Raw genomic sequence first — 24,720 nt, 5'->3', positions numbered from 1 at the left:
TGTGAGCATCTAAAAAATGGAGCGATGTCTACGACGGGCTATTCGTCGTCGCACTTATGATGATGCAAGTGGTTAAAATTATGAATGGAAAAAGATGTTAGGTTTCCTAGTGTCAATCAAGCTTACAATATTAGCGATCGCACTAGAACCTATTTCCATCGTACCTGAAGAGAAAATTGAGCGATCGCTCTATCCATCTCAGAGAAATTATATTGCTTAGTCAACCTTCATTTACCATATCTAAAATCTGATTGTACAAGGCTGGAGATACTCTAAACTCTGATGTAGTAATCAAGGCATCCATCAACGGTTTGACAGCAACGATGAGATTTTGGTGTTTTGCCTCAATCAAAATACCCAGCAATCCAGTAATCCTCAACCCCAGGCGATTAGCTTCTGCTCGACCTCGACGCTCATCAATCAATAGCAAATCAGCACTCAGTTCTAAGGCAAGGGCGATTGCCTCAGACTCTCCAGCGTCTAATCTCACCTCATCTCGAAGGCGTTTAACAATTTCACGGTTTGTAACTTGCCGAACTTCCAACCAAGAAGCAGTTTGAACTTCAGAGGTTCCAGGAACGAGAGGATCGAAGTCGGTAAGCTCACAGAATACCGCTTCTGGAATAGTGATTTGAGTGTAGAGTTGAGGCAGAAGTTGCAAGTGTTGAATTGCTGCCAAATTTGTGATTGCCGACGTATCGCTAATAACAATCACAGCCTTCCAAGCTCTCGCAGATTTTTCAAATCCAATTCAAAGTCTTCAACATTGTAAGAGTAGAGAGGGATGTTTCGCTGCTTGAGGAGTTGGCGAAAACTATTGGGTTGCATATCCGCAAGCTGACTGGCGTAGCCTATCGTTAAGCGTCCTGTCTGGAATAGGAACAGCGCAATTTCTTGACAAAACTCGCTTGGGGTAAGCTGAGATGCTTGGAGAATTTCGTCTGAGATTACAACACTCATAGCAATGCTAGTTTAGCGATTATATCTTTAAGGTAAACCAAGAAACCTCCAACTACGTTACGGTGCAGTAGGTTTGTTAAACTGCGATCGCTTTGGTTAGCCTCCACCGTTAATCCCCTCTGATTTCGACTAATGCTTCACCAGATCGCAAAAGCTCTAATGCTTCTAGCAATGTTGAATTGAGAATCTCTTTCAATCGGGCATTTGACGTATTGCCACATGTTAACCAGATAACTTGTGGCGGTGTTCCAAGACGATCAACTAAGTCAGCAAAGTCACTGTCTTTGGTGATGAAAATGACTCTTCTAGCCCTAGCTGCCTCGAAAATCTCAGGATCTTCGGCATCTCTCAGCCCAACATCACGCAAAGCTAATGCGGTTATGCCGAATGTGATGGTGATCCAAGTTGCAATTGCGGGTGACAGATGTGCATCTACCCAGATTGTCATGCAACCAAAACGGGATGATTGAGCTTACGTGAAGCGTACACAAGTGCTGCTTTAAGATCATCCGCTTCCAAATCGGGCATTTCTTCTAAGATTTGTTCGGCACTGAGTCCAGCCGCAAACAAGTCGAGTACATCTGATACTCGAATTCTCATGCCCCGGATACAGGGACGGCCACCACATTGTTTGGGATTAACTGTAATTCTTCCAAGTAAGTCTGACATAGGGTTTCACTCGGAGATAATCTTTAACCTAGCATATGTGATGCTTCTCTGCATTATGGGCATAAAATGTGTTGGCTTTAGCTAGTAAATCCAACTTACAATATCTGTTATAAAATGGTGATCGCTCCCTCCCGAAAAGAATTAAGATATTAATTGCGCGGCTGTATGCTCATCTAGCTCGTCGTCTTCTGTAGTGTGCTTTGACAGGTGATCCATTTCGATAATGTGCTTTTACGGGTATATAGTCATCCTTGTTATAGATTTTATCATACTCTTCGGGAGTTATTTTTTCCCTAGTTTCCTTAATAGGCTGTTGTAGTGTTCTATTGGTAGGGCTAGAGGATTCTGAACGACTAATTTGAGAAAGATTTTTTATCTGCTCCTTCAATTTAGCTATCTCATTTTGTTGCTGTTGATAGTGTTGATATAATACTTGGTATTGGCGTTGTAACTCTGATTTCTGAGAACTTAGCTGAGACTTTTCAATTTGCAAGTTCTCAACTTCGGATTTTTTACTTTGGCCATAGTCATTAATATCTTGAATTCTTTTCTCTAAATCTGATTTCTGTTGATTCAGTTGGGACAATTTGTTTTCTAAATAATTAATTTTCCCTTGTTTTATTTGCTCAATATCTGTTGAATTTTGAATATCTTTTTGTAATTTAGATATTAATTTTTCTAAGCTATCTATTTGAGATTGCTTTTTTTTAGATAACTCTATTATATTTTGATTACTCTTCCGTACAGCAGATAGATCAGCATCTAAATTGTATATAGTTTTATATAAATCTGAAATTTTTGTAGTAAGGTTAGAAATTTCTTTAATATATTTATTTAATTCATTTTTATTATCTTGTCTACTTGTAAGTAAGCTCTTTAACTGCTCAGATAAAAGATTGATTCGAGAGCGTAATTCGTTAATTATATTTTGATAGGTACTATCAGTTATAGAACTATCACCTAAAATCAGCTTTGCTGATAAAACCCTTATTAAATCATCAATTTTGTAAGCAAGCCGAAGACGATATGGACTAATTTGATTAGCATTTTGTGTTATCTCCAAAGCTAATTTTTCAATTAGCTCAGAAAGTATAATCTCTGAGGGCTGTGTGCTTCTGACAAAAATAACTAGATTAGTTACAATCCTTTCAAGCCGTTCATAATCCTTTTCAGCTTGGCTAGCTAACAGAAAACGGGCAGAATCCTGTATGCCTGCTAAAATACTGTATTTACGTGGTCTTCGAGGCACTAATTCTTGTAAAATTTCGCTTCTTTTATGCTCTAATGCCTCAAGTGTTCTTGCAATTTTTTCATGATTTATAGAGGGATCTTCGGCAAGACGTTCTAAAATACCTTCATAAAGCCATGCTTGAGACTCTAAGTTATTCAGCTTCTGAACTTGCTGTTGATTATCTGGTTGAGAAACTATATCTGTTCTTTGTAATTGCTGCTGTAAACTGTTAATCCTTGCTGAAACAGTACCTTTGAAACAAGCAAGCAATAATTCTATGGCTTGAGCAAACGGGAAGGAATAGTCAGCTAACCAACCAAACAGAAACCAGAAAAATAGAGAGCATATCAAAAATATAATTACTTTAATGTAGTTTAGGAGCTTTTTAAGTAGGTTCCTGTTTTCTACTAAATCTGAGTTCTGAAGATCAAGATAAAGCTGGTTAACGAAAAAATTGCTGACCTATTTGTTGTCCTATAACTGTACCTGGATTGTTATTAACATTAAGATTGACACCTGATTCTGTGTTTTGAGAAATATTAAAGTTGTTTTGTGTTTGCTGATATCGAGTAACCAATTTTTCTAACTCTTCCTGGAACTTCTTGTCTAATTCTGCTTCACTTACAATTGCAGCTTCTAAAAGCTTGGGTTCTTCTTTGGCTTTCTCAACTTGAAGCCTATCTTGAAATCTTGCTTTTAAAAATTCTAGGACATCTGCTCCAGCCTTCTCCAAAGCGCCATCTGTAACCTTATCAATTGTATAAAGCACAATATTTACTGCTTGTAAAGCCAGTACAGATAAATCCATGTCGGTAGTGATCCTGATATAATCTTTGATATTTATAACACATATATACTACCATGCTTCAAGTGTTACCCTATACCCTACAGACAGCATAAAGGTAACTTGACTTATCTTTATACACCTACACTAAGTTACAAGTACGTTGCAACGCTTGCTTAAGTAAACCTTGATATTCTTCATCCTCAACCCGATAAGCCCCAAACCTCTCCAAATGTGGATTCATCATTTGGGCATCAAAAAACACAAATTTCCTCTGGCGCAATCTTTCCACCAACTTTACCATCGCTACCTTCGAGCCTTCAGGAATCCGGTAAAACATCGACTCGCCAATGAAAGCCCCACCAATAACAATCCCTAAAATTCCCCCAGCTAACTCATCACCCTGCCAAGTTTCAAAACTAAAAGCATAACCACTCTGGTAAAGTAGCCAGTAAATCTTTTGTAATTCCGGTGAAATCCAAGTTGTCTCTCTGTCAGCACATCCAGCCACCACAGCTTGAAAGTCCTGATTAATAGCCACACTAAAACGCTCTTGATTCAGGACACGCTGCAAAGACTTAGGGTAGCGAAACCGTTCATCCAAAGGAATAAAAGTTCGATCGCGACTTGCATACCAACTCAGGCGATCGCGCTCATCAGCCATGAGAAAATAGCCTTGTGCATAACCCTCAACAATAGCGTCGATATCATATTGCATAAATAAATATAAAAAAAACACTAGAGAAACGCCATTTGATGCTAGCAATCATCCTCCGCGTTCCTCTGCGTTTCCCTCCGCGTCCCTCTGGGTTTAAAATAAAAAAGATGACTCAACCAATTCCACCCATTACCTTACCACCGCCTGAAAACCCTCTGCTCGAAGGTGAATGGTTACGAGAACGCTTACAACGGTGGCTAGATACAGAATTTATCCCCGAAGCAATCAACCAAAACATTGCCCAACGAGCCGCACAGATTTTTGTGCGTCAACGGATGGAAGGAGAAAACGACCTTGGTTCTCTGGTAATTGCCATTGTCACAGAGATGCAGTCGTATGATTTTTCCAATAGCTTCTATGGAGAGTTTGCGATCGCTAACGCCGTCAGCGATCTACTCTTAGAAAGTCTAGGAATTGATAAATGTTGTGGTCAATAATATTTTGTCATTTGTCCTACCCTGCGGGTAGCCGCAGAAGCGTCTATGTCATTAGTCCTTTGTTATTTACCAATGACTAATGACTAATGACTCTTAACTACCAACTAGACTTAACAACTCCAGGCAATAGACCTTGATGCGCCCATTCTCTGAGCACGTTCCGAGACAGTCCAAAATCGCGGTAAACACCTCTAGAACGACCAGTCAACCAGCAACGATTGCGGTGGCGGGTGGGCGCACTATTCCGGGGTAGCTGTTGAATCTTCCGGTGGACTTCTAGCTTATCTAGGGGAGATGCTGCACTTCTGAACTCTTCCAAAAGAGCTTCCCGCTTGTCAGCATACTTTTCTATCAACTTAGTGCGCTTTTTCTCGCGCTCAATCATGCTCTTTTTTGCCATTATTCTCTAACTTATTTAAAGACACCGTTCTCTATTCTACAGTTTCTCCATCAATTCTGGGATTACTTGTGTTGCTTACCCTACAACCACTGGCTTATTAGCAGCAGGACATAAATCGGCAAGTTCACAAGCAATACAGACGGGAGAGCGTGCTTTACAAATAGCACGACCATGATAAATCAGCCGAATTGACCAATTTTCCCAATCAGGCTGAGGCAATAAACCCATTAAATCTTGCTCAATCCGAACGGGGTCTTTTGCTTCAGTTAAACCCAAACGTTCGCTAAGGCGCTTAACGTGAGTATCTACCGTCACTCCAACATTAATGCCATAAGCATGACCCAAGACTACATTTGCTGTCTTCCGCGCCACACCCGGAAGCTTTAATAATTGCTCCATTTGGTTAGGCACAACAGAGTCAAATTCGCTAACAATCATCCGACAGGCGGCTTGAATGTTCTTGGCTTTATTGCGATAAAACCCTGTTGAGCGCACCAAGTTTTCTAATTCTACCAAGTCAGCGATCGCTAAACTAGCAGCATCAGGAAACCGATCAAATAAAGCTGGTGTCACCTTATTCACCCGCTCATCAGTACACTGAGCAGAGAGAATCGTTGCCACCAACAATTGTACTGGCGTTGAGTAGTTCAAAGAGCAAGTAGCATCTGGATAAAGACGCTTCAGGCGAACTAAAATTTCTATCGCCCGTTGCTTCAAAGGTAAAAGTTTCTTTTCCCTATTCCCCACTCCCTACTCCCCACTCCCTATCTTCACTGAAATAATCTTTGTACCCACTCCAATTGGCTAGTTAATTGAGTAGTTTCTTTGACTATCAGAAAAATTCCTAACCCTAAGAGTAGCACCAAACCAGTTTGCATTACACCTTCTTGAATGCGGCTAGGCACTGGCTTACCGCGCAAACCTTCGAGCAGCAGAAATGCGAGTTGTCCCCCATCCAAAGCTGGTAAAGGCAAAATATTAATAATAGCCAAGTTAATGCTGATAGCTGCGGCAAAAGACAACAGATTTACGGTATTGTCTTCAGCTAACTTTGCACCGATTTTGACAATATTAATTGGCCCAGAAACTTGTCCAGCAGTTTGTTGAAAGTTGGTAATCAATTGGCCAAAACCGCTCAGTATATTAACAAATAATTGTTGAAATTTATTAGCAGCAAGACCAAAAATTTCAAAAGGACTATTAGGACGGCGATAAACTACTGTAGCATTTGGAACAAGTGCCACACCAATTACACCTTTGCCGTCGGCTCCTAGTTTTGGTGTTAATTTTAGGGCTTGTTGTTGGTCTTGACGTTGAATTTTCAGTTCAATTTGCTGATTAGGATGAGTTTGAATTTCTTTTGTCAGCAAAGGAGTTGACTTGTCAGAAGCCGGGAGTTCTTGACCGTTAACAGCCAGAATAATATCTCCTTCCCGAATTCCTGCTTGATAGGCAACAGATTCTTGATTAACAGGCTGTAAAACAACACCAGCTTGATAGTTTAATTCCTTGGGAATGCCGACAATACCGAATTGCAGAACCAACACCAAGTAGGCAAATATTAAATTTGCGATTACTCCAGCACTAATAACGATCGCCCTATCTAAAACTGGACGGTTACGCAGCAGATTCGGGTCATTGGGTGGAATATCGCTATCGGGGTCATCGTCGGGAAAGCCCACAAAGCCGCCCAAAGGAAAAGCACGGACAGCATATTCGGTTTGCTTTCCTTGATACTTAAGAAGAACTGGGCCAAAACCCAAAGAAAAACGGTTAACGAGAATGCCTTGAGAACGGGCTGCAACAAAATGTCCCAACTCGTGTACCAAAATCAAAACAGCCAAAACTGCGATCGCTGCTAAAACTGACATAGAGCAAATTAGTGAAAATATTAAGCTATAGTTATCTTCATTCTAATTGGGCATTCGGTATTGGGTATTAGTCATTGGTCATTGGTCATTGGTAAATAACAAAGGACAAAGGACAAATGACTAATGACAAATTACAATACTTCACGCCCCAAGTAAGTTTGCAGTGCTTCTGGTATCCTCACTGTCCCATCAGGTTGTTGATAATTCTCCAAAATTGCTGCCATAGTCCGTCCCACAGCCAAACCCGAACCATTGAGGGTGTGTACGAACTGAGTGCCTTTCTTCCCCGCCTCTTTGAAGCGAATATCAGCCCGCCGCGCCTGGAAATCTATAGTATTAGAACAGCTAGAAATTTCGCGGTATTTGCCAGAAGAGGGCAACCAAACCTCTAAATCATAAGTTTTGGTAGAGGCAAATCCCAAATCTCCAGTACTTAAATTTACTACTCGGTAAGGCAACTTCAACGCCTGTAAAATTGCTTCTGCATTCCCTACCAATTTCTCCAATTCATCAAAAGATGTACTGGGTTCGACAAATTTCACCATTTCCACTTTATTGAACTGATGCAGGCGAATTAATCCCCGCATATCGCGCCCATAGCTACCAGCTTCGCGGCGAAAACAGGGAGTAAAGGCACAGTGGTAGATAGGCAAGTTTTCAGCAGCGAGAATTTCACCCCGGTAGAGATTTGTAACTGGAACTTCCGCCGTAGGAATCAGCCACAAGTCATCATCAGCGCATTTAAAGCTTTCTTCCGCAAACTTGGGTAACTGACCGGTCGCCGTCAAAGACTCGGTATTAACTAACAAAGGTGGACTGACTTCCACATATCCCGCTTGAGCGTGGAGAGACAGCATAAATTGAATTAATGCCCTCTCCAATGCCGCACCAGCGCCTATCAATGTCACAAAGCGACTTTGGGCAACTTTTACAGCCCGTTCAACATTGAGAATACCCAGCTTTTCGCCGATTTCCCAGTGAGGGAGAATATTCGGATTTTGGGGAATGTACTCATCACCCCAACGCCGCACTTCTACATTATCTTCCTCATTTTTACCAAGGGGTGTAGAGTCGCTTGGTAAGTTGGGAAGTGCCAACACAAGTTGGGCAATTTCAGCTTTGAGGTTTTTTTCCTGGGGTTCCAGTTCGCTCAACGTAGCTTTGACAGAGTTACCTTCATCCCGCAAAGCCTGAATTTCTGGGTCTTGAGGATTTATCCCAGATTTAATCTTTTGCCCGACAATTTTACCAATTTCGTTGCTACGAGCTTGGAGTTGACTGCGTGTCCCCTCAAGTTCCCGTTGTTGCCGATCTAACAGTAATATCGGTTCAATGTCATATTTACCACTACGACTATTCAATCGTTCTTGAACTAATTGCGGATTTTCCCGTATTTGCTTAATATCCAGCACAGATTTTTCTCAGTTTTTAGTCTAAAATCTTCCTGTCAATCCAGTTAACATATAAGCATTTAGCATATAGTAATTTTGCTTTGCTGTAACTGGAAAAACAAAGTTTATTAGAAAAATCAGTTTCAATCTCTGCTCGAGATTTTCTACCATCACTGCCAGGGCTAAGAACCCATATAATGCATTAAAACAATCATGAACTCGTATTTTGAGTTACTGTCGTTTCAGAAACCTGAGCAAGACTCTGACCATTACTATTATTGTTATCAGTGGCTGCAAACGTCCTTTGAGTAATATTCGGTGGTTCCTTATCATCTCTATTTTGTCCAGGTGAAGGCAACCGGAAAAGTATGATTAATTTCGTTTGACTCCTGAAAACTCAGCACTGATATTAGGGTCGGTTAATCCGATTGAGTAGCCAAAGTGACGCAATAACCCCTGCAAAATGTGCTGATACAGTATTAGTGTTTGCCTGTACCACAAGCATATCTAGACCGCTAATAATCCGGGTGGGGTCAAAAAATTGGGTAGTTATAGCTTGGGGAGAAATGGATCTTGCTACCAGTGTACCAACGATCGCTTGCGCTCCCAAAAGAGTTACCAGCGTTCCCCCTAAATTCACCCACAGCCCTAAGCGTAATACTTGCACAGTCTCGCTTTTCCGAGGGCGGTTGCTGGGATTGGAAGATTCCAATTGCTTGCCAATTCTAGTGTAACGATAAGCTAAATAAATACCTCCGCCCAAAATAACCAATCCACTAATTGCTAAAAATACACCAAAGCCAGTCCCAGGATTATTACTAGGACTGCCAGTTCTTTGATTAAAGATGGCGAACAGCAGCACAATTATGCTAGAAACAACGCCTAGTACTAGCTGAATCCAGAAACTAATCCAACCTGTAAGGCGAAAAGTTTGGGCAATTGCCCGCATTGAGGAAGATGATGGAGCATCGGGAGTTTGTGACATAAAGTGAACCAATATGCTGGGCGCTTGATTAAGGGACGCGAGGAGAAGGGGACGCGGAGAGTTCTTTATCCCCGTCCCCGCGTTTCCCCGTTTTCTTTCTAACTTTTTGCAGTATCTATCTGGAAAACCTCACTTCAAAGTCTCTCTTCTAGAAGCAGAGAGACTTTGAATTTTCCCCCTTTCCGACACGGAAAGAGGGTCTAGGGGGTTAGTGTTAATCGTTAGCTTTTCCATATAACGTGAAAAGTCAGGTCTTCTTTCCCCCACCTTTGGGTCTTCTTTGATAAATTTACTATCACACTTGCCATAAAAGACAAAAGATTCTCTTATTCAGAAAATCAGTGATGGTTACTGCTTAAGTGTTTCCACTGCTGTAGCAGCTTTAACCCAGACATATCCCTCAGCGTAAGCTTTTGGAATTCCATTGGAAAATCACTGGAAAACAAAGTGTTTATGAACTTTTACAGACAAAATAGCATTTTACCTGTAAAATTTCTTCGATGGCATTTTATTGCTTCAGCAGTTCTAACTAGCTCGGCATCACTTAACACCAAGACAGTAACTTTGGCACTGTCTATTCGCTCCTCACCACACGTATCGAGCTTGAGTAGGGATACACTATTTTGTGCCCCTAAAACTCGCAAACTCGTCCCACAACTTCACAGGCGTGGGTAATTATTTCGTATTTACGCAATGGATATCTAGTCTAAGTAGCTTTATATATATTACTCACTTAGCAGTAGCACTATATACTGGCTACAAGGATTGTAGACCCTACCCTAAGGCATTTTTTTAGCCATTCACTAACCATGAAACTTGAGGATATATATCAATTCTTTGAGAATCCTCCGCCAACTTACCTTTGTCAGGAAGTAGCAGTTTGTTACATACTGTCTGTTTTATTACAAGGTGAATCTTACGGAACCGAGTTGATTGAGCAATTAGAAACTGAATATCCAACCTATAGACTTTCGGATACCGTACTTTATAGTGCAATCAAATTTCTGGAAGATGAAAGGGCAATCACTGGATATTGGAAGAAACTCGAAGGACGAGGACGCCCCAGGCGAATGTACCAAGTTTCTCCAGAATGGCAACTTCAAGCGCAGGATTTAGCTTTTCAATGGCTTGACTACATCAATAGGAGGACAAAGTAACGAATAATTGATAATGAATAAGTCTCCTCCAGTCAAACAATAACAATTAGTTATGGATAGTGCTATTTTGCCATCTACGTTCCTGCTAACCTTGTTGTTATCAGTTGGGCTGTTTTTCTTTATTCGTGCCTCGACTAAAGACCGCATAGAAACAGCACAACTAGTATCTGAGCAAGACGAAGCTGCTTTAATGTCTCAATTAAAAGAGTATTTTAGCTCGCGGTCTTACCGAGTAGCAGAGGTAGACCGAGAACAAAACAAAGTGACTTTTGAAGGTAATGTTCGCCCCAGTTGGTTCTTAGCTATATTTTTAACTCTGCTGGCAGCGACTGGTATTGTTTGTCTATCACTAGTCGTGTTCCTGCTTTTTCCTAACCTCAGTACCTTTGTTCTGCCTCTGGTACTGCTGTCGCCTTTGACTGGTCTATTTTATTGGAAAAAATCTGGAAGACTTGAGAAGGTGTCGCTCAAAGTAGAAACAACTCAAAGCGAACAAACGTCCTCAAGTAAAATCACTGTAATTGCCCATCGAGATGAACTGGGCGAGTTGCAACGGACTCTACAGCTTAAGACTGCTGAATAATTGTTGGTTTTTATAACCATCTCTTAACTATGATATGCAGACTTCTTACCTGACTTAACTCTTTAAGCAATGGAAAGTAGGAAGGAGGAAATCAAGACTCCTGCTTTGTCAATTTTCCCCACGACTTGTGCAGTGGGGAAAAATTTAAATTCATTAACTTAAATTTGTTGACAGAGCTTCGTTAACCATTTACGGCATAAGAGCGCAACTTCACTAGCGCTTTTGGTGGCGCTTGCCTCTATACCTACTCCCTTCTGTACCATGACACTAATACAGGTCGGCGGAAATAAACTTACCGTTTCATTACAGCTAGAAAGCCCAAAGTTAAAGCATGAGTGACTTTTGACTTTTGGTACTAGTATCAATCCATGCAATCTAGCGTGGTTTAACACAAGTTGATATTCCAACTACCTGGACTAGCCTTAAAAAGCAAATCAGCTCCAAACTAAAAAAAAATTAAATTTTGCATAAACTTAGCAATTTTGCCAGTTAATGTATAGTCAGGAGCGACATTCAATGCGTAAGATGACTGTTTATGGTTCACCGACTAGCTAAAGCAAGAGATTCTTGACCTGGCGAAGGTTCTAACACCCTCAAGCTAGGAAACAAGAAATGGTTTTCCTCTACGTATTGAGCACCAAAGAGTCCCTTTTCTGCCCAGAAATAACGGTCTGTGGTGTGTTCATTTCGCTTTACGAGTAGCAACGCAGGTGGCAAAATACCTTCAGCTTGAATAAATCTTCTCGCTGCTGTCACAGGTTTTTCTTCGCCACTTTCGATGCTATATTGAGGCACATGTTCCAAAATTCGCCGTCCTTCCTGACGACGACGACTCTTCCTTTTGCGTCTCCTTGCCAATCTATTGTCCTCCTCTTTCAAGCTTATAGATTGTAGTGATAGCTACAAAATCAGTCGTCATTATATAGGTTCTAGTTCAAAATATCAATAGTTTTTAACCTTTTAATTTAAGAAAATTAATATCTTTGGAGATAGAGAAAACAAAATAACCTAAGGATATAATCCCTTGGTACAAACCTTTCATGTAGAAGATTTTAGTTAAGCTTTATTAAACGGATGAGGTAAAAACTAAGTATCTTCTTTTAATCATGCCTCAAAATCTGTAATATTGAGCAAAAGCTAAAAAATGTTAATGTCTGCCAGTTCCGATTTTCTTGCTCTATGTCGAGAGCAAATAGCGCTGCTAACCCAAGGGCTGGGAGCAACTTTAAGTATTGTGTACCTGACGCAAGAATTGGTAGAGACTCCTTCGGGTGAGGCCAAACTGATTCCTGTGGTAATTTACCCGGAAACAGCATTATTACCGCCAGGAGAAGAGACTGCTGAAGCGACAGTACACAAGCAACTTCAAGTAGGAAATGTGTTTATATTACCCAATCAACAGAGAAGGTTATTGACAGCAGGATCAGAATCTCCCACCTCGTCACCGGAGTCTGAAATACCAAATGCGTCTCAACCCCATCTAAAAGAAGAATATTTATTTAGTAGTAACCAAATTGTTTTACCTCTGGTTTATGAGGGTGTAATGATGGGGTTATTAGTGACGAGTAGGAAAGATCGGGCATGGAATGAACACGAAGAAAGTCAGATTCAACGCATAGCCCAAACACTGGCGATCGCTTGTATTTTAGATCAACGGCGAGCATGGTTTGAGCAGCAGTTGCATGAGCAACAAATTCTCCAAGAAAAACAGCGAGATTTGCTAGATAACCTATTGCATCAGTTTCGTAACCCTTTAACGGCGTTGCGGACTTTTGGTAAACTGCTATTGAAAAGGTTGCGACCAGCAGATACCAACCGAAATGTAGCAAATAGTATTGTGCGGGAAAGCGATCGCCTCCAAGAATTGTTGCAACAATTTGATCAAGTAATTGACTTGACAGAGGCAGATTTAGCACCACTACATCTCCCCGAAGAAGTATTTGTAGAAGCAACTATCCAAAAAGACGCTAAACCGCCGTTATTATTGCCGGGAACGGGAGATAAAGCAGTTAATTGCTCATTAGCAGATATATTAGAACCATTATTAATATCAGCCAAAGCGATCGCGCAAGAGCGAAAGCTAAAACTAATAACTGAAATTCAACAGAATTCACCCCTAGTCCGTGCCAACGTCAAAGCATTACGAGAGGTATTAACTAACATTATTGATAATGCTTTGAAATACACTCCCACTGGTGGCAAAATTTTAATTAAGGCGGGGCAAGAAAAGGCTAATTTTCAGGGAATTGTCATTAGTGACAACGGGCCTGGCATTCCGCCCCAGGATTTAAAACATCTTGGAGAACGGCATTATCGGGGTGTACAAGCGCAAACAGAAATCCCCGGTACTGGTTTGGGGTTAGCGATCGCAAAACAATTAATAGAGCAAATGCAGGGCGAAATCGAGGTTTTCAGCCCTGCAATCAACTCTAAGCTAACTTCACCCGATGCGCCGGGAACTACGTTTATTATTTGGTTACCAGAAGTTGACAATTAGTTCTTTGTCCTTTGTCATTTGTAAAGACTAATGGCTAATAACTGAAGTTGAGAGTTGGTAATTTGTCCTTTGTAAATACTAATGACTAATGACCGATGACCAATGACCAATGACTATTTGATCGAGACTAGTAAATTTTGATTGATTGTCATTTGTAAATCGGTATCTGGGTCAATGGCGATTAAGTCAACACTATTCTTACCGAAGAACAGACCAATCAATGCACCGATACCAGCGCCACCCAAGACTTCTTCTGTGGCAATAGCGCGATCGCCTGTGACAGCAGAAACCGCAGCGGCTGCACCTGCGCCCAATACAGTATCCTTGATAATTGCATTAGTACTAACACCCTTCTTGACGGTTTCAGTTTTGGTAATCACTTCAGAACTAGCGTTGAGCTGATACTCTTGACCATTGGCTAAAACTAGTTTCTCGGCAATGAATTGAGAACCGCCTGTAGCAGGTTTTAGTTGACCAATAACCTGACTACCAGCAGGAATCACTACAGATCCATCTTGCGTAACCACGTTTTGGGATACTGTCAATGTCAAGGGCGCTGTTTCATCCTTTGTAACCAGAATTTTTTCTGCCTTGTCATACTTCACAGGGATAGCAGTCCCTTGGGGAATTGTGACTGATACAGCTGTTGGGGTAGTAGATCCGGCAGCCACAACATAGGGCGAGTTAATTGCTGAGGCTTGGTTAGAACTAACCAATGCTTGGTAGATAAAAGCTGCTACCTGGGCGCGAGTTGCAGTTGCAGTTGGATTCAGGAACTTCACATTAGGATAGTTGACCACAATTTGCTTTTGGGTTGCTGCTGCGATCGGGCTACGGGCATAGCTAGCGATATTAGAGGCATCGTTGAAATATTGGAGAGTGCTTTCGGTATTGCCGCTAGGAGTATATGCCAAACCGTTAGCGAGGGAAACCAAAACCTGTTGGCGGGGAATAGCTTGATTAGGCTCAAAGCGATTTCCAGGATAACCAGATAAGAAACCTATAGTGTAGGCTTGCCCAATGGCACTGGATGCCCAATAGTTGCTGGGCACATCAACAAAATTGATTGCCTGCCGTTGCTGTGCTTTTTGGAAAGCTTTGTTGACCATAGCGGCAAATTGAGCGCGTGTCACCGCGTCTTCAGGGCGGAAAGTACCATCAGGAAATCCGGCAATTACTCCTCGCTGTGACAATTCTTGAATAAATTGTGCTGCCCAATAGTTAGATGAAACATCAGAAAAAGTAGTTTGAGCAAAAGATGGCGAAGCTGTAATGAAAGGCGCTACAGTAGCGACTGTGACGCTTAAAGCCATGAGTGCAGCTGTTCCAGATTGCAAACGATTTAAAGTAAACATTAATTTTTAACTCCAGTACAATCAATTATTTTTTTACTGTTAATTAATTAGACATTTAGTAAAATATTAGGTTCCCAATTCTTTCGATTTTGTGTAAAAACTATTACTTTCGGCATACAGTGAAATTATATAGTTTAAATTAGACAAACCTGTTAGCAAAGCTAGCAATAGGTAATAGTCTAATCAGCGTCTTACCGATTAACGCTATTAAATAAATACTTTAAAAACTAGGAATATCTACTGAGACGATACAGAGATAGGATAGTTGCTGGGAAATAGATTTTTTAGGGGTGAACTACCCCAACTTACCGACTACTGTTGAAGTTGGGGCTTCTGTAATCAAGGGGGAGTGCCTAAACTTAGACTTTCGCCCAAGAATAGGACTTACCTCCCCTCCTACAGCAGAGACGGCTGAACCTTCCGCCTTTATCATTCTGATGCCTTCGGCTCTAATATTTGCTGCTGCGTTTCCATCGCGGTCATGATGAGTTTTGCAATGAGGACAAGTCCATTCACGGACATCCAACGGCATCTCACTGATTTGATAGAAACAATTAGAGCAGAGTTTTGAACTGGGGAACCATCTATCAATTTCAACTAACTTCGCACCCTTGCGTTCTAGCTTGTAGGTTAAAAAGTTAGTAAATGTTCCCCATCCACAATCAGATATTGATTTCGCCAATTTGTGATTACGAACCATGCCTTTGACATGAAGATTTTCTACTATGACAGCTTGGCTATCGCTGACCAACTTATAACTAAGTTTATGCAAGAAATCCTGCCTTGAATTGCTAACTCGTTCGTACACTTTGGCAACAACTTTTCTATACTTATTCCTTGATTTACTTCCTTTTTTTTTATGGGCTAATTTCTTTTGCTTCCGCTTAAGGTTTTTTTCGTACTTGGCAAGGTGTTTAGGATTATCATATTTTGAAACCTTTTCGCCATCAGTTACAACTGCAAAGTGTTTCAACCCTAAGTCAATGCCGTAAATTTTATCTTCTGAAATAACCGGATTTTCGCCTTTAATTTCAGTCAGGATAGATGCAAAATATTTGCCAGAAGGCGTTTTACTAACAGTAACAGTCTTTATTTTCCCCTCAATAGGTCTATGTATTTTGGCTTTGACTATTCCAATGTTGCCAGGGAGTTTGACATCACTATCTACAACCTTGACGTTTTGAGGATACTGAACAGACTGTTTAGCATGCTTGGATTTGAACTTAGGAAATCCAGCGCGATTCTCAAAAAAGTTTTTGTAGGCTGTAGTTAGATTTAGTGTCGTAGCCTGTAAAACTTGGCTATAACAATCAGCTAACCACACCGTATCTTCAGCTTTTTTGAGTGCAGGAAGAAATGCGTTGAGTGCAGCACGTCCAAGTCCCTTACCCGTCTCCTTATAAGTCTCAATCGATTTATTTAGAGCATAATTCCACCACCATCTAGCACACCCAAAAGTTTGCGCTAGTTGTATTTCTTGCTCAACTGACGGATATAAACGGACTTGTACAACCTTGTGTAACACTCAACATCACCTCCTTTATATTCTTGTTTTATCATAAATATGTATTGTGGTAAAGCAAATAAATGAAATAAAATAATTGGTGACTTCTCTCTTCCCCCCACTCCTTAATTAACCTGCGGTTAATATTAGTCGGAGGTGTTTTCGTCGTCACCCGGCTATCCATCCCCTGAGCTATAGACGGATGGGGAATTCCACCGAATTAGTTAAAAATGAAGGCGATCGCACAGTATAGTTAAAGTGGCGATCGCCTATCAGAGGTGATTAAAGTCACGACTTGAATTGAGTTACAACATAAGGCAGTTAATTTCTGGGGTTTGACACGACATAAGGCGAGTTAATTGCTGGGGCTTGATTAGAACTAACCAGTGCTTGGTAGATAAAAGCTGCTACTTGGGCGCGAGTAGCAGTTGCGGTTGGATTCAGGGACTTTACATTAGGATAGTTCACCACAATTTGTTTTTGAGTTGCTGCTGCGATCGGGCTGCGGGCGTAGCTAGCGATCTTAGAGGCATCGTTGAAATACCTCAGAGTGCTTTGGTTATTGCCACCAGAAGTATATCCCAGACCGTTGGCGAGGGACACCAATACCTGCTGGCGGGGAATAGCCTGGTTAGGCTGAAAACGATTACCAGGATATCCTGCTAAGAAACCAATGCTATAGGCTTTCCCAATGGCACTGGATGCCCAGTAGTTGCTAGGCACATCAGAAAATTTGATCGCCTGCCGTTGCTGTGATTTTTGGAAAGCTTTATCGACCATAGCGGCAAATTGAGCGCGTGTCACAGGTTCTTCAGGGCGGAAAGTACCATTAGGAAATCCAGCAATTACACCTCGCTGTGACAATTGTTGAATAAATTGTGCCGCCCAATAATTAGATGAAACATCAGAAAAAGCAGTAGTTTGAGCCGAAGGTGAAGCAGGAGTTTGAGCCACAGATGTCGAGGAGCATCCCGCTTGGATGGGTTTGCTTTGCAAAGTATAAGTCATTGGCTGACAAACTAAACTTGCCGACTTAAACTGTACATTATTCCGCGTTGGCGGATTTTGTTTATCTAGCTTTGATTTCCAATTGCTAGATATTTTTTTAATAGTGGGATGCTTACTTAAAAACTCTGAGTCTGCAACAACATCGTGAGGCCCCTTAACACTTATTTTAGAACTATTGAGGTAGATATTATAGTCATAAGTAACATTTTGAGTATTGTAATTACTGTTAATAAGCTTGCCAGGATATGCATAGAGAATGTTTCTTAAAATTTTGACATCAGATGACTTATTAGCAAATATTTGCCCATCTTTAATTTCTGGACTCTGATTGTTTAAAATAGCAGTGTTATTTACAATATCAACATGATCGCTTAAAAATGAATGAATACCGGAACCACCATTATTAAATGAAAGATTGTTTTTAACTAAAGTACGTCCTATATATGGACTCATTTTTATTTTCTTCTCATTATTTCTTGAACTATCGATAATGATGCCATTACCGTCTGTGATCTTTCCAACTGCGATCCAAGGGATGTACATACGATTGTTGTAGGTCTTGTTGTTGGTAACGTACATCTTGTATCCCCGGTTATTGTCAGAATTCCAATGGTTCAACAATGAAATGCCACTGTTACCATAAACGCTATACCAGGCATTATTGAACACCACGTTATTATCTATTGTCACATAGTCAGATTGAATCGCTGAAATACCTGCTCCTCCACAGTGATGCGCTTTGTTATTCACAATACGGATGTGATGAATACGACCATTGTTTCGTCCGTCAACGCTGATGCAGTTTCCATTAGTCAGTGGGTTTAGTTTCTTTGTCTTCTGACTCATCGCATAATCAAGGGTGATATTAGCATTGTTCCCTATTACCTCCAGCCCGTTAATTTCAATATATGAAGCTCCATGTGAAATTAAGATACCATTCCATGTATTGTGCTGAATTTTTGGGGAATGCCCAGGATATGCTTTATATCTAATCCATGCATTTGATTTTCCAGAACGTTTAATATTTACTACACTCCCAGCTTTGGCTATATTTTTGTATACGCCGTTCATAATCAATACTGTATCACCAGGGTTGGTAAGGTCTGCTGCCTTTTGAATTGTCCTAAAGGCGGATGAAGTAGAGAGTCCGTTATTTTTGTCGTTTCCACTACCACTAACATAGTATGTTTTCGGTTTTGAATTCGCGCTAATTACCTGGCGGCTAAATAGGCTCATTTCCTTGTTAGTGGATACTTGATGGACGTCTTCAACTAAAAATTCTTTTATCCTTTCTCCCTGACTTAAAAGACCTAATACTACGGGAATTGCAAGATATGTGCCTATACCGAAACTTTGAATTTCCACAAGCAAAAGCTCCTTTATTGCCACTATTTAACAAAAATATCAGGATATTACGTAATTTTGAATACTCTTTTGGATAGAGAATAAAATAGAGCCGATTTTCCTAACTCTCTACACAGTACAATTAAATAAGTATTTTAATAAATATTGATAATGATTAAGACGATATAAAGGTAGAATAGTTGCTGTTAAATATAATTTTTTACTGTTAAAATTTAAGGCGATCGCACAATACATTTAAAGTTGCGATCGCCTATTAGGATTAAAGTCACGACTTGAATTGAGTTAAATCTAGTAGCGGCGGGATTGTGGTACTAAATTCAAGTTAGAATTCAGTGTAAGCTTCAAATCCTGTGCGGGTCTAAGAACAAAGGCACTTCCTTGTTTTTTCCTCAACAGCACACTTGCTCCCGCACCCGCAGCCCCACCGAGAACAGGTTTTAAATCGTCAATTCTGCGGTTACCAGTCACTAGTGAACCTAAAAGACCAGCACCCGCACCGATAGCTGCATCAGTTAAAACCTGACTTGTGCTAGGCCCCTGTGAAACTTTTTGAGTTGTGGTATATGTCCGAGAACTTGCATTAATTGGCTGACGCTGACCATTAGAAAATTCTAATTCTTGAGCTACAAACCGCACACCTTTGGCTTGATTATCGTCTGTAGTTGTTGAATAATAACCATCTAAATCAACAGATTCTAATCGTCCATTTACTTTAGTACCGGCGGGAATCAAGACATTTCTATTTCTGTCAATAATGTCATTCGCTATTCTCAAGGTTAGAGATTTAGTTTCCCCAGGAGCAATAGTGATTGTTTCTTGCTCGTAGGTAACAGGTAAAGCAACCCCAGAAGGAATGGTAACGTTTCCATATTGCCCAACTCTGTCTTGCCCAATTCTGTATTGTGCATTAGCAGGAGCTAAAGTTAACAGTGGGGCAGTGACGCTTGCAGTAACAGCTATTGCCATAAGCGCAGCAGTTCCAGATTTCCATTGATGTATGCTAGTCATAAGTCGCTAAACCTTTGTGTATGTGATGTATTTAATGACGTTGATTCACTTAGTTTGTTTCTAAAATTTATGAAACCTGTTTATAGGCGCATTCTGAATATGAAAGTGCTTATATAACCTGGAGTTTGTGTTGCAACCAGTCCTATCTGAGATATTGCTCCTCAGAATTTGTATCTTGCTAATGTACGTCACTAAATATATGGTGAGATACTCTCAACATGACGCAAAATTAATCTAATTGTTGCCAAAGTTGTTTTATTCTTTACGTCTAGGACAAGACGGGACTACCTTCACCACACGATTGGCTCCTCTTGGTATATTTTCAAAAATCAAATATGAGTCCTATATCTACACCACTAAATAGAGGCGAATGGGCTGAATGCGAACTCTTAAGCTAATCTGCATTTAAGTTGCATAAAATCAGGGCTAGAGCTGCTTACTACAAGCGAATCATTCTGAAACAATGAATGACGATTAAGTAGCTGGGCGCTAAAAAATAACACTAGATTAATTAATGTAAATTGCTTATAACCTAATACTCAAAGCACTTATAGCGCTTTAAATAAATTTACACAGTTTGGTTTAATTGTGCCTACTTACTTAGCTTTAGCTTACTTCTATTGTAGATTTATTTTTTAAAACTTGGGAAAGCTTTGGGGTTTCTTGGTTCAGTCAGGAGCAAAGCCAAGGACACCCTACCTCATCGTCAGAAGACCACAGCAGGAGTTTCATATAGCCTTCCTTCTCTTCTCCTTCTTTTATGGTCGCTGCTGCGCGTAGCTTGCTTTTACAAAGTGTTACAAAGACTCGCGTTCGCTTAGAGCGAGTCCGCGTCCCTTACGCGTCTTGTAGAGAGCATCTTTGGCTTTGCTCCTGAATTCTTCTTCAATGGGAATAAATTTTGATGCGATCGCAGCAATTCTTGTGCTGGGTTAAAATTTATCAATTATGGAATATGAATATGTAGCGGTTCTCAATTGCATAAAATACAGGAGCGCTAAAGCTCTGACTATTTCTTCTCCAGAAATTTTTTACTAGATATCAGGTACATCCCTACCAGGAATAGACCCGCTACTGTTGCAGGTTCAGGTATAGTTTTGATTTTGGCATAAATAGCTGTTTTAGTTGTGCCTCCTTCAAGAGCTTTAATACTTATCTGTCCAACGTCTGGATTAAAACCAGTTAGTTCAAGGGTGTATTTATTGCCTTCAAAGGCAAAAGTCGGATTACTCAAGTTTTCGTCTATAAATACAAAGTCTGCATTCTCTTCTTCAGAATTTGTTAGGCTATTAGGTGTATTTACTAGATGCAGTTTCAATTCAAAAACTTGGCTGATTCCAACGGCGGGGCTGAAGGATACATTGAGATTTAAAGGCACATCTTCAACGCTTGTACCTTTAACTACAGTTCCATTAAAGTAAGCTAAATCAGCTATTTTGAATACAGAATTAATGTCAGTTGAAAACGAATTTCCTGTAAAGGTAAGTTTATTTGAGCCTGTTATTGTACACCCATTAGGATTTGGACTTGGTAGACACACATTAGCATCACCCCAAGTAAATATGTTGTTTCCCACACCTGTGTATATGGGATTGGGATTGATATCGGTGCTTCCTGGAGTAGGTTCTCCCCATGTACCAGTAGAGATACCAGAAAAAGTTAGAGCATCTGCTTGGTTAGAGAAACCAAGTGCTATAGCCGCACCCACAAAAAAACTAGATATAGCAGTCGCAAAAACCAAACTTAGTTTCATAACTTAAGTATCCAAATCTCATTTTGGAGCTTTTTTAAACTATGTTTCGAGTCTAAATTAGTAATTTTCCTTAAGACGCACCAGTATTTTACTGAATTTATGTATTATAAAATTTTATCTAAAAAATTATTTTATTATTTTAACCTTATGCATATCAAAAAAACATTTTAACAAATTGGTAAAACAGTAATTGCGTAGGGGTAGCTTGTCGTAGACATCGTTACCTTACTTGCTTCTCCGATCAATGTCAAGTCAATACAAAGTTACTTTTTTTACACTCTCTGCACTATTGAGACGAATGTGATTCGTTGGTCAAATTCAAGGAGAAATCAAGAGAAAATTTTAGTATTTTTTTACTCTGAAATAACCCCAAATACACTTGCTTTTTTCTCTACCCTTGCCTCCTTTGCCTCTTTTTGAAGGGTTTTCGGTATATGCTTTATAGCTTTGACAAAATTTCTGGCAACAACTGACTAGGAACTTTAGATAAAGCCAGATTTTGTCCTTGTATGCCTAATTCATTATGAAAAGCACGAATAGTTTTCACTATATAATTAAACGTTGTTTGATAAGCCTCTGGCTGTTTACTTAATCCGTTTAAGGCTTGTAAATGATTGTCTAATGCTACTTCTAAATGTTGAGAACGTGTTGCTTTGTCATCATTAAACGACTTATCTATTACTAGCTGATAATGTGCTAGTCCCAAGTTATTATAAGAGGCAAGCAAATCAAAACTTAAAGGAATACCGCTAAGTGAGTGAGCCAAGGCTACGGCCTCTTCGTAAGCGCTAATACATAGTTGCAGATACTTGTGCCGTGCCTCTTTAGTTGTTTGAGATAGGTTTGCTAAATGCCAGTAGGCAGTACCGAGATTATTTTGTGTAGCGGCGCAGGCGCTGGGAACATTAGCTGGAGTGCGATACTTAAGAGCTTCGGTGTAGACATCTATAGCTCGCTGGAGATTTTGGGCAGGTTGTTCGTATTGTGCTAGATTCCAACAGGCGGTGCCGATGTTGTTTTGAATCATGCCATACTTGAGCGGTTCCTGTTCGGGGTTGTAGTGTACAAGTGCTTCGTTGTAAGCTGCGATCGCTTTCTTTAAATGCACAATCGGTTGGTTATACTGCCCTAAATGCCAGTAAGCAGTACCCAAATTGTTCTGGCAAGCGGCATACTTTAATGAATCCATCTCGGCTGTACGGTAGCTCAGTGCTTCATTGTAAGCTAAAATTGCTTGCTGCCAATTTTCAGATGGGTGAGAAAAACGAGCTAAATCACCATAAGCCGTCCCCAAATTATTTTGCACACGAGCGTAAGTTTCTGAATGTGTCTGCGGCGAGATCATGTTCAACGCCAACTGATAAAATTCTATTGCCTGCTCTATATAAGTTTGTCCTTCCTCAGAATTGGGCGGTGTACGGTATAGCATCCAGTAGAGTGTACCCAAATCATTTAAGATATCTGGGAGTTGTGGTGAGGCTTCGTCATAGCTAATTGCCTCCTGATAGGCAATAATTGCCACCATCAGATTTTCTAGGGTTGACTCTCCCTGCTCAATGCGAAGGCGGTATAAAGTGCCCAAGCGATGATAAGCTTCTGCCAGTACTTCCCCTGCAACTTGCTTTTGGTGTAATTCTTCAATCTCCAACAAAATCTGCTGCGGTTGCAAGTAATCCTCAGTATGTTGAGCAATATTTGTATTTATTGTTGCTATTACTAGTTCCGTTAACTCGCTACTAATATGAGATAAAGAGGACAGCGATTGATTATTACTTGCGCTACCAGACCTATTAGTAGATTCCTGCTGTTGTGGCGTAGCTTTCAATAAATCTGCTGTCGATGGCGATTCCTGGGTTTTATGTACGCTATTCCCTTGTGTTTCTGCCGGAAAATCGGAATTAGTCTTCAACTTTAACTCAGTACCTGCGGTTCTAAGTTCTGTTTGGGTAACTGATTCATCTACAATCGACTGCTCAATATAGCCTAAATCCAAGCTTCTGGGATTAGAAAAACGTTCTGGATAACCTGAATTCTGACTCGCTGGTGTAGGTTCTCCGGCAAATACAAATACGCCAGTCCGACAACGCCAAAACTGTGGCGCTGATTGCTTGATAGCAGATAACCAAGGACGCGGTATCCACAACAGCAAGTTAGATTCAAGGAATCGACTAGATTCTTGTACAGAGAAATATTGTTCGCTTAAGCGGAGATGGTGTAAAAATAACCGTTGTGTAGCGACTGGTTGCTTGGTGAGATGCTCCACGCCGACAATCTGAAATGCTGGTACTGGAAACGGTCTTCCAGGGGAATCCTTTGATGCCCCAACAGTTGGCGGTGGATAGTTTGCCAACCATTGATTTATTTGAAGTATGGGATTGGGATCATTTAAATTCAAACGCAACGTAACTAATCGCGGATAAGCTAGAGTGCTATTTTCTTGGACATTTGATGGCTGAGATAGCACTTGTCCAATAGGATAAGCCAATGTAGAATGCAAACGAGTCGCTACTTGATTTCTCAGGTGTAAATCATCACATACTGCTAAAAAAAGTTGCCGTCGTAAGCCAAGACTTAGGGCAAGTTTCAATCGTTGGTATACTTGCCGATTCCAACTGGAATTATCATTTTGTGCAGTATCATTCACGCTCATGGCGGCTAAAGAGCCAAAACACAGTACATATCACCTTTCTCGGCATATCCAAGTCGGCTAATCTCATAATAGAAATGATTTTTAAGCTAATGCTGTGCTGCTTAGGATAAATTAAGTTTTTCGAGTATAGCAAAATAAATTAGTATATAATGATACTTTAATTTCTGATTCAATTTTAACAAAAAATAAAAAAGCAGGCTCCTTTTAAAATCAGAACCTGAAAACTATCAATAAAATGAAGTTTTATTAAAATATTTTACGATCAGCTGCTCTTAGAAACAAAGAAGGCAACTAGAATCAAGCCGCCAACCAAAACTGTAGCGACTATTCCTATTAAAAGATAAGTTCGCTTTTGCCCTTCTGTGGGGGGTTCTGCTTGATAAATCTTTGGTTC

24 protein-coding genes and 1 pseudogene are annotated in these 24,720 nt (G+C 40.4%); 5 read left to right on the top strand and 20 right to left on the bottom strand.

The annotated features are described in order from the left end of the window. The first annotated feature begins 94 nt into the window (after positions 1-94). Positions 95-220 carry a hypothetical protein gene (locus tag VE944_RS15565; protein WP_324978494.1) on the top strand — a complete coding sequence of 42 codons (126 nt, stop codon included), beginning with the start codon at positions 95-97 and terminating at the stop codon, positions 218-220. Here VE944_RS15565 and VE944_RS15560 read toward each other — a convergent pair whose 3' ends face one another. From VE944_RS15560 to aat, 7 genes are all read right to left on the bottom strand, one after another. Then, positions 221-715, bottom strand: a complete 495-nt coding sequence (locus VE944_RS15560) for a PIN domain-containing protein (protein ID WP_324978492.1) — start codon at positions 713-715, stop codon at positions 221-223. It lies immediately after the preceding gene. Beyond that, positions 712-960: a UPF0175 family protein gene (locus tag VE944_RS15555; protein WP_324978490.1), complete on the bottom strand. Its 249-nt coding sequence runs from the start codon at positions 958-960 to the stop codon at positions 712-714. The genes VE944_RS15560 and VE944_RS15555 overlap by 4 nt, the downstream gene beginning before the upstream one ends. 109 nt (positions 961-1,069) lie before the next feature. After that, positions 1,070-1,408, bottom strand: coding sequence for a DUF5615 family PIN-like protein (locus tag VE944_RS15550; RefSeq protein ID WP_324978488.1), 339 nt, complete (start codon positions 1,406-1,408; stop codon positions 1,070-1,072). Further along, positions 1,405-1,629 (bottom strand): DUF433 domain-containing protein, encoded by a 225-nt coding sequence (locus VE944_RS15545; RefSeq protein ID WP_174712394.1) that lies wholly within the window; start codon positions 1,627-1,629, stop codon positions 1,405-1,407. Before VE944_RS15545 ends, VE944_RS15550 begins: the two co-directional genes overlap by 4 nt. A gap of 169 nt (positions 1,630-1,798) precedes the next feature. Next, positions 1,799-3,211: a coiled-coil domain-containing protein gene (locus tag VE944_RS15540; protein WP_324978484.1), complete on the bottom strand. Its 1,413-nt coding sequence runs from the start codon at positions 3,209-3,211 to the stop codon at positions 1,799-1,801. Positions 3,212-3,302: 91 nt separating this feature from the next. Then, positions 3,303-3,668 (bottom strand): hypothetical protein, encoded by a 366-nt coding sequence (locus tag VE944_RS15535; protein WP_324978482.1) that lies wholly within the window; start codon positions 3,666-3,668, stop codon positions 3,303-3,305. A gap of 118 nt (positions 3,669-3,786) precedes the next feature. After that, positions 3,787-4,362 (bottom strand): leucyl/phenylalanyl-tRNA--protein transferase, encoded by a 576-nt coding sequence (aat, locus tag VE944_RS15530; protein ID WP_324978481.1) that lies wholly within the window; start codon positions 4,360-4,362, stop codon positions 3,787-3,789. A gap of 107 nt (positions 4,363-4,469) precedes the next feature. Here aat and VE944_RS15525 point away from each other — a divergent pair, with 107 nt between their 5' ends. Next, complete coding sequence (locus VE944_RS15525; protein WP_324978480.1) at positions 4,470-4,799, top strand: hypothetical protein; 330 nt, start codon at positions 4,470-4,472, stop codon at positions 4,797-4,799. Between the two features lie 97 nt (positions 4,800-4,896). On the opposite strand, the gene rpsN is transcribed toward VE944_RS15525, so the two are convergent. From rpsN to VE944_RS15500, 5 genes are all read right to left on the bottom strand, one after another. Next, on the bottom strand, positions 4,897-5,199 hold the full coding sequence (gene rpsN, locus VE944_RS15520; protein ID WP_324978479.1) for a 30S ribosomal protein S14: 303 nt from the start codon (positions 5,197-5,199) through the stop codon (positions 4,897-4,899). 75 nt (positions 5,200-5,274) lie between these two features. Next, positions 5,275-5,946: an endonuclease III gene (nth, locus tag VE944_RS15515; protein ID WP_324978478.1), complete on the bottom strand. Its 672-nt coding sequence runs from the start codon at positions 5,944-5,946 to the stop codon at positions 5,275-5,277. Between the two features lie 23 nt (positions 5,947-5,969). Further along, positions 5,970-7,070 (bottom strand): RIP metalloprotease RseP, encoded by a 1,101-nt coding sequence (rseP, locus tag VE944_RS15510; protein WP_324978476.1) that lies wholly within the window; start codon positions 7,068-7,070, stop codon positions 5,970-5,972. Between the two features lie 131 nt (positions 7,071-7,201). Then, a complete protein-coding gene (gene serS, locus VE944_RS15505) occupies positions 7,202-8,482 on the bottom strand; it encodes a serine--tRNA ligase (protein WP_324978475.1) in 1,281 nt (426 codons plus the stop codon). Between the two features lie 388 nt (positions 8,483-8,870). After that, complete coding sequence (locus VE944_RS15500; protein WP_324978473.1) at positions 8,871-9,446, bottom strand: DUF3611 family protein; 576 nt, start codon at positions 9,444-9,446, stop codon at positions 8,871-8,873. Positions 9,447-10,255: 809 nt separating this feature from the next. Between VE944_RS15500 and VE944_RS15495 the strand changes: the two genes are divergently transcribed. Next, entirely contained in the window at positions 10,256-10,603 is a 348-nt protein-coding gene (locus tag VE944_RS15495) for a PadR family transcriptional regulator (protein WP_324978471.1), read from the top strand. Positions 10,604-10,655: 52 nt separating this feature from the next. Then, positions 10,656-11,186, top strand: a complete 531-nt coding sequence (locus tag VE944_RS15490) for a cofactor assembly of complex C subunit B (protein ID WP_324978469.1) — start codon at positions 10,656-10,658, stop codon at positions 11,184-11,186. A 540-nt stretch (positions 11,187-11,726) separates the two neighbouring features. Here the strand turns inward: VE944_RS15490 and VE944_RS15485 are convergent. Further along, positions 11,727-12,044 (bottom strand): DUF3155 domain-containing protein, encoded by a 318-nt coding sequence (locus VE944_RS15485; RefSeq protein ID WP_190939368.1) that lies wholly within the window; start codon positions 12,042-12,044, stop codon positions 11,727-11,729. A 286-nt stretch (positions 12,045-12,330) separates the two neighbouring features. Between VE944_RS15485 and VE944_RS15480 the strand changes: the two genes are divergently transcribed. After that, positions 12,331-13,683 carry a sensor histidine kinase gene (locus VE944_RS15480; RefSeq protein WP_324978464.1) on the top strand — a complete coding sequence of 451 codons (1,353 nt, stop codon included), beginning with the start codon at positions 12,331-12,333 and terminating at the stop codon, positions 13,681-13,683. Between the two features lie 113 nt (positions 13,684-13,796). On the opposite strand, the gene VE944_RS15475 is transcribed toward VE944_RS15480, so the two are convergent. The 7 genes and pseudogenes from VE944_RS15475 to psb34 all read right to left on the bottom strand — a co-directional run. Beyond that, on the bottom strand, positions 13,797-15,038 hold the full coding sequence (locus VE944_RS15475) for an S-layer homology domain-containing protein (RefSeq protein WP_324978462.1): 1,242 nt from the start codon (positions 15,036-15,038) through the stop codon (positions 13,797-13,799). Positions 15,039-15,333: 295 nt separating this feature from the next. After that, complete coding sequence (locus VE944_RS15470; RefSeq protein WP_324978460.1) at positions 15,334-16,563, bottom strand: RNA-guided endonuclease InsQ/TnpB family protein; 1,230 nt, start codon at positions 16,561-16,563, stop codon at positions 15,334-15,336. 315 nt (positions 16,564-16,878) lie between these two features. After that, positions 16,879-17,550: pseudogene (locus VE944_RS15465) on the bottom strand (S-layer homology domain-containing protein); the annotation flags it as partial. A gap of 1,653 nt (positions 17,551-19,203) precedes the next feature. Continuing rightward, positions 19,204-19,923 (bottom strand): conjugal transfer protein TrbI, encoded by a 720-nt coding sequence (locus VE944_RS15460; RefSeq protein WP_324978458.1) that lies wholly within the window; start codon positions 19,921-19,923, stop codon positions 19,204-19,206. Positions 19,924-20,932: 1,009 nt separating this feature from the next. Beyond that, entirely contained in the window at positions 20,933-21,676 is a 744-nt protein-coding gene (locus VE944_RS15455) for a choice-of-anchor K domain-containing protein (protein WP_324978457.1), read from the bottom strand. Positions 21,677-22,115: 439 nt separating this feature from the next. Next, complete coding sequence (locus VE944_RS15450) at positions 22,116-24,326, bottom strand: tetratricopeptide repeat protein (RefSeq protein WP_324978455.1); 2,211 nt, start codon at positions 24,324-24,326, stop codon at positions 22,116-22,118. Between the two features lie 262 nt (positions 24,327-24,588). Next, on the bottom strand, positions 24,589-24,720 hold a 132-nt coding region (gene psb34 / locus VE944_RS15445), incomplete at its 5' end, for a photosystem II assembly protein Psb34 (protein ID WP_324978528.1).

It is taken from the genome of Nostoc sp. (assembly GCF_035638895.1).
GTDB lineage: Bacteria > Cyanobacteriota > Cyanobacteriia > Cyanobacteriales > Nostocaceae > Nostoc.
The sequence above is the reverse complement of the archived record's forward strand: the minus strand, read 5'-3'. Positions and strand labels throughout refer to the sequence as shown.

What these genes read in the sequence shown, in the direction of transcription:
- VE944_RS15525 (WP_324978480.1), top strand. Translation starts at nt 4,470, where the DNA reads ATGACTCAACCAATTCCACCCATTACCTTACCACCGCCTGAAAACCCT.
- VE944_RS15460 (WP_324978458.1), bottom strand. Translation starts at nt 19,923, where the DNA reads ATGACTAGCATACATCAATGGAAATCTGGAACTGCTGCGCTTATGGCA.
- VE944_RS15535 (WP_324978482.1), bottom strand. Translation starts at nt 3,668, where the DNA reads ATGGATTTATCTGTACTGGCTTTACAAGCAGTAAATATTGTGCTTTAT.
- VE944_RS15550 (WP_324978488.1), bottom strand. Translation starts at nt 1,408, where the DNA reads ATGACAATCTGGGTAGATGCACATCTGTCACCCGCAATTGCAACTTGG.
- VE944_RS15565 (WP_324978494.1), top strand. Translation starts at nt 95, where the DNA reads ATGTTAGGTTTCCTAGTGTCAATCAAGCTTACAATATTAGCGATCGCA.
- rseP (WP_324978476.1), bottom strand. Translation starts at nt 7,070, where the DNA reads ATGTCAGTTTTAGCAGCGATCGCAGTTTTGGCTGTTTTGATTTTGGTA.
- VE944_RS15480 (WP_324978464.1), top strand. Translation starts at nt 12,331, where the DNA reads ATGTTAATGTCTGCCAGTTCCGATTTTCTTGCTCTATGTCGAGAGCAA.
- VE944_RS15545 (WP_174712394.1), bottom strand. Translation starts at nt 1,629, where the DNA reads ATGTCAGACTTACTTGGAAGAATTACAGTTAATCCCAAACAATGTGGT.
- VE944_RS15490 (WP_324978469.1), top strand. Translation starts at nt 10,656, where the DNA reads ATGGATAGTGCTATTTTGCCATCTACGTTCCTGCTAACCTTGTTGTTA.
- VE944_RS15455 (WP_324978457.1), bottom strand. Translation starts at nt 21,676, where the DNA reads ATGAAACTAAGTTTGGTTTTTGCGACTGCTATATCTAGTTTTTTTGTG.
- aat (WP_324978481.1), bottom strand. Translation starts at nt 4,362, where the DNA reads ATGCAATATGATATCGACGCTATTGTTGAGGGTTATGCACAAGGCTAT.
- VE944_RS15450 (WP_324978455.1), bottom strand. Translation starts at nt 24,326, where the DNA reads ATGAGCGTGAATGATACTGCACAAAATGATAATTCCAGTTGGAATCGG.
- VE944_RS15555 (WP_324978490.1), bottom strand. Translation starts at nt 960, where the DNA reads ATGAGTGTTGTAATCTCAGACGAAATTCTCCAAGCATCTCAGCTTACC.
- VE944_RS15495 (WP_324978471.1), top strand. Translation starts at nt 10,256, where the DNA reads ATGAAACTTGAGGATATATATCAATTCTTTGAGAATCCTCCGCCAACT.
- VE944_RS15500 (WP_324978473.1), bottom strand. Translation starts at nt 9,446, where the DNA reads ATGTCACAAACTCCCGATGCTCCATCATCTTCCTCAATGCGGGCAATT.
- VE944_RS15475 (WP_324978462.1), bottom strand. Translation starts at nt 15,038, where the DNA reads ATGTTTACTTTAAATCGTTTGCAATCTGGAACAGCTGCACTCATGGCT.
- rpsN (WP_324978479.1), bottom strand. Translation starts at nt 5,199, where the DNA reads ATGGCAAAAAAGAGCATGATTGAGCGCGAGAAAAAGCGCACTAAGTTG.